The 12,664-nt window shown below is 57.5% G+C and carries 9 protein-coding genes; 5 read left to right on the top strand and 4 right to left on the bottom strand.

Annotation, left to right across the window (positions count from 1 at the left end; genetic code table 11):
• The first annotated feature begins 17 nt into the window (after positions 1–17).
• The 3 genes from KB449_RS15595 (at position 18) to KB449_RS15585 (ending at position 3,381) form a co-directional block, all read left to right on the top strand.
• Positions 18–890, top strand: coding sequence for a DegV family protein (locus KB449_RS15595; RefSeq protein ID WP_282909264.1), 873 nt, complete (start codon positions 18–20; stop codon positions 888–890).
• Positions 891–932: 42 nt separating this feature from the next.
• Positions 933–3,002: an ATP-dependent DNA helicase RecG gene (gene recG / locus KB449_RS15590; RefSeq protein WP_282909263.1), complete on the top strand. Its 2,070-nt coding sequence runs from the start codon at positions 933–935 to the stop codon at positions 3,000–3,002.
• A 91-nt stretch (positions 3,003–3,093) separates the two neighbouring features.
• Positions 3,094–3,381, top strand: coding sequence for a stage VI sporulation protein F (locus KB449_RS15585; RefSeq protein ID WP_282909262.1), 288 nt, complete (start codon positions 3,094–3,096; stop codon positions 3,379–3,381).
• Positions 3,382–3,715: 334 nt separating this feature from the next.
• Here the strand turns inward: KB449_RS15585 and KB449_RS15580 are convergent, their stop codons facing one another.
• From KB449_RS15580 to KB449_RS15565, 4 genes are all read right to left on the bottom strand, one after another.
• On the bottom strand, positions 3,716–4,432 hold the full coding sequence (locus tag KB449_RS15580; RefSeq protein WP_350356227.1) for an SOS response-associated peptidase: 717 nt from the start codon (positions 4,430–4,432) through the stop codon (positions 3,716–3,718).
• A gap of 184 nt (positions 4,433–4,616) precedes the next feature.
• Positions 4,617–5,150: a YhjD family protein gene (locus KB449_RS15575; RefSeq protein ID WP_282909261.1), complete on the bottom strand. Its 534-nt coding sequence runs from the start codon at positions 5,148–5,150 to the stop codon at positions 4,617–4,619.
• A complete protein-coding gene (locus tag KB449_RS15570; protein WP_282909260.1) occupies positions 5,147–6,406 on the bottom strand; it encodes a DNA polymerase IV in 1,260 nt (419 codons plus the stop codon). Before KB449_RS15570 ends, KB449_RS15575 begins: the two co-directional genes overlap by 4 nt.
• Positions 6,396–6,602: a hypothetical protein gene (locus KB449_RS15565; RefSeq protein ID WP_282909259.1), complete on the bottom strand. Its 207-nt coding sequence runs from the start codon at positions 6,600–6,602 to the stop codon at positions 6,396–6,398. The genes KB449_RS15570 and KB449_RS15565 overlap by 11 nt, the downstream gene beginning before the upstream one ends.
• A 421-nt stretch (positions 6,603–7,023) precedes the next feature.
• Between KB449_RS15565 and KB449_RS15560 the strand changes: the two genes are divergently transcribed.
• Together KB449_RS15560 and KB449_RS15555 are read left to right on the top strand one after the other, a co-directional pair.
• Positions 7,024–10,146 (top strand): apiosidase-like domain-containing protein, encoded by a 3,123-nt coding sequence (locus KB449_RS15560; RefSeq protein WP_282909258.1) that lies wholly within the window; start codon positions 7,024–7,026, stop codon positions 10,144–10,146.
• 21 nt (positions 10,147–10,167) lie between these two features.
• On the top strand, positions 10,168–12,642 hold the full coding sequence (locus KB449_RS15555; RefSeq protein ID WP_282909257.1) for an apiosidase-like domain-containing protein: 2,475 nt from the start codon (positions 10,168–10,170) through the stop codon (positions 12,640–12,642).
• Positions 12,643–12,664: the final 22 nt, after the last annotated feature.

The raw sequence follows: 12,664 nt of genomic DNA, 5'->3' as shown, positions 1-12,664 counted from the left end.
CGCGGGAGGTGGCTACGATGAGCAAGGTTGTTTTGGTAACGGACAGCACGTCGGACATCCCGCAGACGACGCGGGAGCGGCTGGGCATCGAGATGGTGCCGCTGCGCGTCATCTTCGGCGAAGAGAGCTACCTGGACAACGTGACGCTTTCGCCCGCCCAATTTTACGACAAGCTGAAAAGCTCGAGCGCGCTGCCTACGACCTCCCAACCTTCGCCGGCGCAGTTTCTCGAGGTGTACGAGCGACTCATCGCCGAGGGCCATTCGGTCGTATCGGTGCATCTGTCCTCGGCGATGAGCGGCACCTATCAGTCGGCCACGATCGCGAGGTCGATGCTCGACGACGACAGCAAGGTCGCCGTAATCGACTCGAGGTCGGCCTCTTACGGCTACGGCGCGCTGGTCGTGTCGGCCGCCGAGCTGGCCGCGCAGGGCGCGTCCGTAGAAGAGGTCGCCGCGGAGGTGCTGCGACTGCGCAAGGAGATGAAGTTGTATTTCCTCGTGAATACGCTCGAGTATTTGCAAAAAGGCGGCCGGATCGGCAAGGCGGCGGCGATTCTCGGCACGCTGCTTAACATTAAGCCGATTCTGACGATCGGCGACGACGGCGTTATTTTCCCGATCGACAAGGTCAGGGGACAGAAGCGCGCCGTCGCTCGGATCGTCGAGCTGCTGGAGTCCGACTTCGGGGCGGGAGCGGCGATCGATCTCGCGGTCGTCGATACGCCTGGCGACACCGGGGCCGCCGACGATCTCGTCGAGGTGCTTCGGACCCGGTTTAACGTTGCGGGCTTCCACCGTTCGGAGATCGGATCGGTGATCGGCACGCATGCCGGGCCCGGCACGGCAGGCTTGTTTGTATTTCCCGCCGGCTCCGGCCATATCGTCTAAGGACGATCGCCGGGACGGCGGCGCGATTCGGAGTTGATGAGGATGGCCGATCGATCGGCAGAAGAGACGGATCTGTTCGCCATACCGGTCACGAAGATCAAAGGCGTGAGCGCCCCCAAGGCGGGGGAGCTTCACGCCTTGGGTGTTTCTACGGTGGGCGAGCTGATCGAATATTATCCGTTCCGCTACGAGGACTATCGGCTGCGGCCGCTCCACGAGGTGAAGGACGGAGAGAAGATCACCGTGCAAGGGCGAATCGAGACGCCGCCGTCGCTGCAGCGGTTCGGAGGCAAGTCGCGTCTGCTCTGCCGGGTGACGGTGGAGGGATTGCTGCTGACGGCGGTCTGGTTCAACCGCGCGTTCCTGAAGGATCAGATGGAGGTCGGGCGGGACATCGTCCTGACGGGAAAATGGGATCAGCGGCGGCGCCAGCTCACGGTGTCGGAGTCGGAGTTCCCGGACAAAGGCGCCGGCCGCACCGGAACGCTGCAGCCCGTTTATTCGATCGGCGGCAGCCTGACCCAAGCTTGGGTGCGGCAGCGTATCGAGCTCGCGCTGGCGCAGTACGGCGCGATGATCCCGGAGCTGCTGCCGCCGGAACTGCTGGACAAGCATAGTCTCATGCCCAGGCGCGAAGCGATTCACCGGATTCACCGGCCGGAAAATACGCGCGAGGGCCAGGAGGCCCGGCGCCGCATGGTGTACGAGGAACTGTTTTTGTTCGAGCTGCGGCTGCAGGCTTACCGCGCGATGAACCGCAAGGCGCCCGACGGCATCGCGCACAAGATCAGCAGCGACGACATTCGCGCGTTTGCGGCGAATTTGCCGTTCGAGCTGACCGAGGCGCAGAAGACCGTCGTCAACGAGATCACGCGCGATATGAAGCGGCCGTACGCGATGAACCGGCTGCTGCAGGGCGACGTCGGCTCGGGCAAGACGGTCGTGGCCGCGATCGCGCTGTACGCGACGGTCAAAGACGGCTGTCAGGGCGCGCTTATGGTGCCGACGGAGATTCTGGCGGAGCAGCATGCCAAGTCGCTGGGGAAGCTGTTCGAGCCTTACGGCATTCAAGTGGCGCTGCTCACCGGGAGCCGGGGAGCGCGGGAGCGGCGGGATCTTTTGGCTTCGCTGCAGATGGGGCTCATCGATATCGTGATCGGCACGCACGCGCTCATCCAGGAGGACGTCTTTTTCCGGCGGCTCGGGCTCGTCGTGACGGACGAGCAGCACCGCTTCGGCGTCAATCAGCGCAGCATTCTGCGGCGCAAGGGACTGAATCCCGACGTGCTTATGATGACGGCGACCCCGATTCCGCGCACGCTCGCCATCACCGTGTTCGGCGACATGGATGTGTCGACGATCGGAGAGCGGCCCAAGGGACGCAAGCCGATCCTGACCTATTGGGTCAAGCATGACAAGATGGACCGCGTGCTCGGCTTCATTCGCCGGGAAGCGGAGCTCGGGCGGCAGACGTTTTTTATCTGCCCGCTCATCGAGGAGTCAGAGAAGCTCGACGTGCAAAACGCGATCGATCTGCATATGCAGCTGCGGCAGGCGATGCCGGAGCTTGCGATCGGCCTGCTCCACGGGCGCATGACTTCGGCGGAGAAGGACGCGGCGATGGGGCAGTTCGCGGCCGGCGAGTCTACGGTGCTCGTCTCGACGACCGTCGTCGAAGTCGGCGTCGACGTGCCGAACGCCACGCTTATGATCGTGATGGACGCGGACCGCTTCGGGCTCTCGCAGCTGCATCAGCTGCGGGGCCGGGTCGGGCGAAGCGACCATCAGTCGTACTGCGTCCTGATCGCGGATCCGAAGTCCGAAAACGGGCTCGAGCGGATGCAGGCGATGACGGATACGGACGACGGCTTCGAGATTGCGCGGCGGGATCTGGAGCTGCGGGGGCCCGGCGAGTTTTTTGGCACGAAGCAGAGCGGGGTGCCGGAGTTCAGGCTCGCGAACCTGATGAACGACTTCGAGACGCTCGAGCAGGCGCGCGACGACGCGGCCGCGCTTACGGCGGAGCCGTCGTTCTGGACGGCGCAGGCGTACGCGGGGCTGCGCGACTACTTGCGGCGCGAGGCGCCGGACTACAGCGAGCCGCTGGATTAGGCTTGTCTTTGCGGGGCGGATATTTTGCGCGGACATTTCCTTTAGGCTGCCGCATACAATATAGGAGCCTCGCGAAGGGAAGTGGGCAGCCGTGAGTTGGCAAAAGTTCGGCATTCGGCCGGATCTGGTGGAGCGCGTCAAGGTGAAGATGAAAAATCCGGCCACGAAGGATAGAGTCAAGGCGCTGCTGGACGGGGTGACCAAAAGCGATCTGCAGGATCGGCCCAAAGTCAAACGTCTCGTCAAGTCGTCCGCCAAAGTGCTCGGCGAGCCGCTGACCGATCTGCAAGAGGAACAGCTGGTGAACTTCGTCATCGCGCAAAAGATCGATCCGAAGAGCACGCTCCATCTGATCAAGCTATGGGCGATGTTCCGGTAGCGGGCGACGCAGGGCAGACCTGCCGATCGCCTTCTGCATGGCAGGCGATGCGTCGCGCTGCGGCGCAATAGGGCCGATCGCCTTCTTTGTAGCTGGCGATGAATTGCGTGGCGGCCGAATGTGGCCGATCGCCTTCTGTATAGCAGGCGATGCATCGCGCGGCGGCGCAATAGGGCCGATCGCCTTCTGCATGGCAGGCGATGCGTCGCGCGGCGGCTCAATAGGGCCGATCGCCTCCTGCATGGCAGGCGATGTGCGGCCCTCAGCCCGAAAAGACCCTGATTCCCGGGAAAACCTCGGGAATCAGGGTCTTTTTGGCATTCCACGCGAGCCTTTAGAAGAGCTCGCCTTGTTCGTCCTCCGCCTCGAGGCAGCCGGGATCGTCGTTGGCTACGTTGCCGACCCGGCGGTTGGCCGGGTCGACGGCCAACTCCGCGGGATCCAGCGGAATCGCGAGCTGCAGCACCTCGTCGGCGCGCTGGAGGTTGCGGTCGAGCCACGCCGCTTCGTGCCGCCGATTAAGGATGATCGGCACGCGATCGTGGATGTCCGCGAGATGTCCCTGTGCCGGCGCGGTTAGAATGGCGCATGTGCTCAGCCTCGAGCCGTCGGGGGCGGTCCACGATTCATAGATTGCGGCCATGCTGAACAGGGCGCGATCCTTGCGGCGGATACGCATCGGGCGTTTGCCGTCCGCAGTCTGCTTCCACTCGTAATAGCCGTCGGCCGGGACGAGACATCGCTTGCGGCGCAGCGCCTCGCGGAAGGCGGGCCGCTCCGCGACAGTCTCGACCCGTGCGTTCAGCATCTTGCTGCCGACCTTCGGGTCCTCGGCCCAAGGCGGCACGAGCCCCCACTTGAGCAGCCCGAGCCGGTTGCGGGTGCCGTCGTTCACGATCGCCGGCACCATCTGTCCGGGCGCGATATTGTACCGGGGGCCGTAGGGCGAGCCGGCGGAGTCGTCGGCCGCATAATAAGCGAGCAGTTCCTCGAACGAAATCGTAATCGTATAACGTCCGCACATCGCGTTCAACCCTCTTTCTTTTCGCACCGAGGCAGTTCTCTTTGGGAAGTAGTATACCGCAACGGCAGCGCAATGCGAAGAAACGGGACGAGAAATGCTGAGAACAGGGGCCGCTCCAGGGGCTTGCGCGATGCGCGGCGCGAGCCCGATTCGTCGGACGCACCGCTTGTGCGGACGGAAGGCATTGCGCAATAAACGAAGCGCGCAGTCTTTAAGTCGTCCCTTTGGCGGCGACGGGGGAACGGCGGGCCTCCCGGGCTTCCTTGCTGTCGAGCTGCCGCAGGTGCCGCGTGATCTCGCCCATGTACCGCGCGAGCTGCATGCTGATCTCCGAGCGGAGCACCTCCCGGACGATGCCGAATCGTTCCTCGTAGCCGCGGCATACGTAGCGATGGTAAATAACGAGGTCGACTTGCTCGTCGCTGTCCAGCAGCCGGATGCGACGGCTGCTGAGTTCCCGGCGGAGCTCGTGAAGGTCGCGGGTGATCAGGTTGAGCACGACTTGAGCGCCCGTCAGCGTCACCCGGCTTAGCAGATTGCCCGAGCGCTCCCCCTCCTCCATGGCCCGCTGCACCATCGTGAGCATATGGGGCAGCACGATGACGTCGCGGATCATCCGCAGCTCGTCGGCGGTCGGATGGCCGGTCGTCTTGGGGGAGACGGCATGCTCTTCTTCGTACTGCTCGTGATGTTCGGTGAGCAACAGCTTGGCATTCCAGCGGTCGTTGCCGTCGAGTTTGCTCATTTGTAGTGGCCCCCGATCTGCTCGGCCCGTTCGCGTGCGACGCCGGCGGCAAGCAGCGAGGAGGCCCGCATGATGGCATCGCTCCCGTAACGGTCCTTGATGTAATCCGTAGCCCGTTCTATCCGCAAAATAGCCTGCCGATCTTCGAACAGGTCGAGCTGGTCGACGCCTTCGTCCGACAGCCCGCCGAGCGAGATGGTCAGGCGGCTGACCGGCATGCCGCTCCAGTGCTCGCGAAGCAGCTTGAGCGCCGCTGCGGCCACCTCGTGCGTGAGCGCGGTCGGCTGCAGCAGCTTGGTCTGGCGTCCGAACCAGGACGAACGCGTGCCGTCCGTCTCCGCGGCCCCGACCGAGACGACGCTGCCTCTGCATTTGTGCCGGCGCGTGCGGCGGCATACCTCGACGACGAGCTCGAGCAGGACGACCTCGATATCCTCGAGCTTGCGGTACAGGCCGCTGCGCAGCGCCTTGCCGTGGCTGATCGACTTGAGCTTGTGGCGGATGCCGGCCACGACCGGACTCGGATCGATGCCCCGCGCGGTCTGCCAGTAATATTCCGCCTGGATGTCGCTCTGCTTTTTCATCTCGCGGCGCATTCGCCGCTTGAAGTCTCCCAGCTCGAGCCGCGCGATGTCTCCGATATTGGCGAGCCCCATGCGGGTGAAATGGCGCGTCATGCGGGAGCCGACCATGAACATGTTGTGGACGGGGAGCTTCCAGAGGGTGTCCTCCAGTTTGTCGAAGGTCAGCGTGGATACGCCCTCGGGCGTTTTTTTTGCATAATTGTCCAGCGCCATCTTCGCGAGAATCTTCGTCGGGCCGACGCCGACGCGGACATTGATATTCGTGGAGAGCTTCACGTGATTCTGGATCAGCTCGGCGATCAGCTCCGGTGGCCCGTAGGCTGGGATCGAGCCCGTGACGTCGAGGAACTGCTCGTCGATGCTGTACGGCTCGACCTGATCGGTGAACGCTTCGTAGATCTGCGTCATGAACAGCGAGATGCCGATGTAGGTCTGCATCCGCGGGCGGATGACGATCAGATCCGGACATTTGGCGAGCGCCTCGCCGACCCGTTCGGCCGTCGTGACGCCCTTGGCCTTGGCGATCGGGCAAGCCGCGAGGATAATGCCGGAGCGCCGGGCGGGATCGCCGACGGCGACCGGCTTGTGCATCAGGCCGGGATGGCGCGCTTTTTCGATGGATGCGTAAAAGGACTGGCCGTCGATCAGGAAAATCGTCCGTTCATGAGGCATGGTGCTTCACCGGCTTGGCGCCGAGAATGCGGCTCGCCGACAGCGTGCGGAACGCGCGCTTCCCCCAGTCGAGCACGCGCACCTTGCCCCCGCGTACCGAGAATACGGCGACGACCCGCTGCGTGAAGCGTCCCTTGCTGTCCTCGTAAATGATTTCCACGCTTTGCCCGACGTACTTTTCGATGTTGACCGGCATGGCGACTCCTCCTTGATCCTCGGAGAGACGAGGTTAATTTCAGAACATTTGTTCTTATATTAATACGAACTAGCGTTCCCTTACAAGGGCTAAATTATACCGGTTGTCCGATTGTCGGAGCGCATTTGTATGTGGTTCCATAATTTAGTAATTCTATTGGCGATAAATGGTTTAAAGTCACGATTCATGATCTTGATTATCAATTTATTTGGAGTGCAAACGTTTATTCCAAGAAGGAAGCCTATAAGGGGCAAACTGGCATGGCAAGTACGCATTGCAGAGTAAAATATAGAATAGGTAATGCAAATTACACACATGTAAACGAAGAGGCAGTTCCCTTAAGATACTGTTGAAAGCGCTTAATCATAAGAAAAGAAGCTCATCTAATCTAAAGCAATCCGGAGGAGGACGAGATCCGCAAATGAAAAGCCGAGTTATGCTGGTGATGACTTCGATGGTCCTATTTATTTCGCTTGTAGCAGGTCAGTTGTCTATTTCAGCTCCGAGAGCGTATGCCGCCGCCTATGCTGCCGAACTGTGGAAAGCGGTAGACATTACCTTGCATAGCTCGAAAAGCTACTCCAACCCTTATTTGGATGTAGATATCAGCGCCACGTTTACCGGACCCGGCGGCATAAGCTTAACGATTCCGGGTTTTTGGGATGGGGGGGATACATGGAAAATCCGGTTTGCGCCTACCGTAACTGGCACTTGGACCTTTACGACTACGGCTTCGGATCCGACGGATACGGGATTGCACGGACAAACCGGAACCGTAGTGAGCCAACCTTATTCGGGCTCTTTGAGCATCTATAAACATGGATTTTTAAAATCCGATTCTTCGAATCGCTACCTGACCTACAACGATGGAACGCCTTTCTATTGGTTGGCGGACACCCATTGGATGGGACTGTCTTTTCGGGAAAGATGGTCCGCTTCGAATGATTCGAGATGGTCATCGCAGTATAAGGGAATGGTGGATAAACGGGTTAAACAAGGATATTCGGTCTATCAGATGAACTTTTTTGCTTTTGAGCAGGGCGATGTGAGTTCGAGCGGGACCTACAATGAGGGCGGTCATGTCTGGAATTACAATCGGTATGATGCGAATGCATCGAGTTTTATTTCTTCGAGCAGCCTATACGATAGTTACGTGGCCCATCCTACCAAAGCGCTGGACAATCGAGAAGGGACGATGTGGAAGGCCGCCACAAACGTTTATCCCCAGTGGTTTTCCATCGATCTTAAATCCAATACGACGCTTAGTAAAATCGACACTTTATTCGGAGCGAACGACACGTGGAGTTACAAAATCGAAGGTTCTGCCGATAATGTCGCTTACACGACGCTGGTTGACCGCACGGCAGGCGTTTCCGGAGATCGCTTCTCCGATCCCGTAGCGGCGACGGCCAGATATGTTAGGATTTCGATCACCGGAGCAGCCGGAGGCAGCGTTCCGTCCATTCGGGAATTTAAAGTATACAGCGGGACGAATTCTCTATTGAATTGGAACGGATTCGCTTCGGACTTGAACCCCGGTTTCTGGCAAAACTGCGATCTTCGCATTCAATATGCCGTTGAAAACGGACTGGTCGCAGCGTTGGGCATCGACTGGGGAAGGCTGCTGGACAGCGGCAACGAAGATGATTACAAAAGAATGGCCAAGTATATTGTGGCCAGGTACGGTGCTTATCCAACGGTGTGGACAGGCGGAGGGGAGTATGGTCAGGGTAGCGCGGCCAGTTGGAAAAACGTACTCGATTACACCTACGCTATAGACGCATATAAACGGGCCAATACGCTTCACAATGATTACACGAATACGATTGCGTTTCGCAATGACAATGCTTATCATATCGATTTTCTGCAGGGAGGGCACGGCGCTTTACTGGACAAAAGTTACTGGTTGAATCATTACAATGCGACGCCGACCAAAGTTGTAATTGAAGGCGAGGCCAATTATGAGAATATTAACGGTATACCTTCTTCTTATACGAGGGAAACAGCCTGGAATGCGAATATGGCAGGCAGTGCAGGGTTCTCCTATGGCGCTGAAGGATTATGGCAAGCAACTTGGGACGGCAATGACACTTGGCAAGTGTGGGGCGGTGTCCCGACCCCCTGGTACAATGCCATCGATAAGCCGGCCGGAGAACAAATGCGTTATATGAAAGACTTCTTCGAGGCTGCGATTTGGTGGTCGTTGAAACCCGATGCTTCCGTTATTTCCTGGATCGGGGCTCCCTCGGGAACGCAAAGACCGGCTGCCAAAACAAACGTCGATCGGTCAACGATTGTGGCATATTTGCCTTCAACGTCAACGACCTATAGCGGTACGCTGAATGGCTTGAATGCTTCAGAAACCTATATGGCAAGCTGGTTTAATCCGCGTACCGGAAAATATTCGACGATAAACCCAGGATTTTCTCCGAACGCATCAGGGCAATGGAGCATTCCCGTCCAACCTTCTACGGAAGATTGGACATTATGGGTTACCAAGATCACGAATACGGTGAATCCTCCGAAAATGAGCATCGGCGGAGGGACCTACGATTCCATGCAAGGCGTAGCGATCACTTCAACCACTACCGGCGCAACGATTCATTACACAACCGACGGAACGACGCCGACGACCTCAAGTCCAGTATACACCGGTCCTTTGCTGGTTACATCGCCTTACCCCGAGACCATTGTCCTGAAAGCCATTGCCGTAAAGAGCGGGATGGCGAGCAGTCCGCAATCCATTGCGTATTACAAACTGTTGGCTCAGAATTTGGCGCTTAATCGAACTTACAGCAGTTCCTCGCAATACGATGCCAGCCAAACTGCCGCAAAGGCGTTCGATGGTTCCGCTTCTAACTGGCAAGCCGCATCGGGGCATTATGCGAATGAATGGATACAAGTCGATTTCGGCAGCAATTTAACCTTTAATACCGCCGTGATAAGCGAATATGGCCAGCGTACGACGGGATTCCAGGTTCAATACTGGAACGGCTCGGGGTGGGCTGCGGCTTATACGGGAACGACCATTGGCGATTATGGCTCGCCGCTCACGGTTACATTTCCAACCGTAACTGCGAGTAAGGCTCGACTATTTTTTACGGGCGGTACAGGGTTTCAACCTATTATCTACGAGTTTGAACTCCTGAATCGAAATCATGCCCTAAATAAACCCATATCCAATTACGGCAGTTCTTCACAGTACGATGCCGGTCAATCCGCCGATCAGGCGTTTGACGGGTTGCTCGCGACCGACTGGCAAGCCGGCAATCAATTGTTCTCCGGGCAATGGCTATCGGTTGATTTCGGACAATCGGTAACTTTCAGCAAAGCGGTAATCACGGAATACGGAAATCGCACGACAGGCTACAGAATTGAATACTGGAACGGTTCTTCATGGGCCACGGCATACACGGGAACGACGATTGGCGATGCGAATACGCCAAGGACCGTAAACTTCCCTTCTGTCACTGGAAGCAAAGCGCGACTCTACTTTACTTCCGGAACGATGCAACCTGTAATCTACGAATTTGCAATATATTGATATAGGGGAGGACGCGTACGAATGAATCGAAAATGGAGACTGCCAGCCAGATTGATGGTTTGTTTGCTTGTGCTTGGACTGTGGGCCGGATCGAACGCCCCTGAGGGATCCGCAAACCATGCCTCTCCCATCGTCAAAGTCGAGCAGTGGAAAGTCGCGGAAATTACATTGACCAGTAAAAAAGATTATTCAGACCCGTTCAAGGATGTCCAAATTTCGGCGACGTTCTTCGGTCCGGGTCAAACGATCATTACTCGGCCCGGCTATTGGGATGGCGGACGCACGTGGAAAATCCGGTTCGCGCCGACCGAACCGGGGATGTGGAGCTATCGGGTCACCGCTTCCGATCCGTCCGATACAGGGCTTCACAATCAAGCCGGCCAAGTTTTGAGTCAGAAGTACAAAGGTGACCTGGATATCTACAAGCACGGATTTCTGAAGGTAAGCGACAGTGGCAGGCACTTGAGTTATGCGGACGGAACGCCGTTCTTTTACTTGGGAGATACGCATTGGATCCTGCCGCATGAGCGATTCTCCACGTCCAATGCGCCCGGAGTCGCTTCGCAGTTCAAGTACATGGTCGACAAACGAAAGGACCAAGGGTTCACCGTATATCAATCGGAGCCAATCTGGCAGCCGCATGGCGGAACGCACACCGGAGCGGACGAAGAGAAAACGGCGAATTTAAGCGACGGCTTTACGGCAGACGATCTGGAAGGCTTCCGCAATCTGGATCGGAAGTTCAAATATATCGCCGACAGCGGACTCGTACACGCAAATGCGCAAGTGACATGGGCGCTCGACCCGTCGCAGTATCCGATTTATACCGAAGACTACATGGCTCGAATCGCGACTTATTGGGTGGCCCGCTTCGGTGCGTATCCGGTGATCTGGACGATCGCGCAAGAGATCGACAAAAATATGTACGGGAACTATAACGAAGAAACGATGGGCAAGTGGTTTGCCGTGGGGCAGAGCCTGGCCGACAACGACGCATACAAACACCCGATCATGCCGCATATGGAAAGTACGAATTCGACGCTGCCGGCGAGCTCCAGTTGGTCGGGAAAACCGTATCATGACGGCTGGGCGGTTCAATGGCAGGGCAATCTCTCCGGCATGAGGGTAGCCAAATCCTTCTGGAACGCTTCTCCATCCAAACCCGCCGTGTTGTACGAAAGCGGTTACGACCAATTTTGGACCGATAACAGAGGCGCATTGGGCGCGGCATACAAAGCGTTCCAGTATGGAATGTACGGGTACGGGTATGGGGCAGCGGGCGTGTGGAACGATATTTATTCGAAAAAGGGAGAACCGGACGACTTCGGAACGGCTTCCGAGATGCCTGGCCGGTACTACTGGTGGTTTGACGGCGCGAATTTGAAAACGGGAGATCAATTGACCGACTTCAAAAGATTTTATAGTGCGCTGAAATGGTGGGCGCTCGTTCCTCGATTTAACGACGGAGCCTGGGCCTCTTTTAAGGACACTACCCGATCGCTGCTGTCATCGGACGGTAACGACACCTATGTCGTCTTTTTTTACAACAACGATGCAGCCACCGGAACATTGAAGAAAATGGACAACACCGCGATATATAACGCTTACTGGTTCGACCCGCGTCAAGGGGTGTACTACAGCATTCCGGAGACGGTCAAGGCAAAAACTTCTAGCTGGTGCATTCCCGCCAAGCCGAACAACGAGGATTGGGTGCTGCTGCTCGAGAAGCAAAAGAAAGGGAAGCCAGACAATAAGAATAAGAAAAATGCCGTTCTCGATCCGGTGATTCAGCAAAAGATCGCCGACTCCTTGCAGGCGGAATCGCGTTGCTTCGTTCAGACCGGCCAGGAGGGGGAACTACCCGTGCCGGTATCGACATGGAAATTCGACGAAAAGACGGGCAATACGTCTGTGGAATCTCCCGGGTCCGGTTCGCCGGCCCAGTTGAAGAACGGAGCGGAGATTATACCCGGTGGAGTTGCCGGCAACGCGCTCTCTCTGGATGGCGTAGACGATTATGCTGAAATCGATAGCGGAGCATTGGATGGCAAGGAGCAATTTACCATCTCCCTATGGGTGAACATGACAAGGCTCCCGAAGCTCAATTATTCCTTGATCGGCAAGGAAGGCGGAGATACGGACAATGCGTTCAGATTGACGATTTTGCCAAGCGGAGCGGGACATTTCGTCATGCATACGCCGGAAACGGGCTGGTACAGTATGGTTGCGGCATTTGATTGGCCCTTGCAGCCCGATCAATGGCATCAGGTCACCATTACTTATGACGGGAAAAATGCGCGTGTATACGTGGACGGCGAGGAAGAGGGCATGAGCGGTGAGATAAGAGGAGGACTGATGACCGTAGCGAACCCCATTCGTCTCGGCTATCAATCTGCCTCGAATATCGAATACGCACAAGCCGACATTGACGAATTGCGATTATATGACCGGGCGCTGACGGGCGACCAGGTTGCAAAGCTCTTCTCGCTGCGATAAGAGGACGAAGTTCGACATGAAG

Origin of the sequence: Cohnella hashimotonis, assembly GCF_030014955.1 — a bacterium.
GTDB lineage: Bacteria > Bacillota > Bacilli > Paenibacillales > Paenibacillaceae > Cohnella > Cohnella hashimotonis.
Note: the sequence above shows the minus strand (reverse complement) of the source record. Positions and strands in the feature narration are given on the sequence as shown.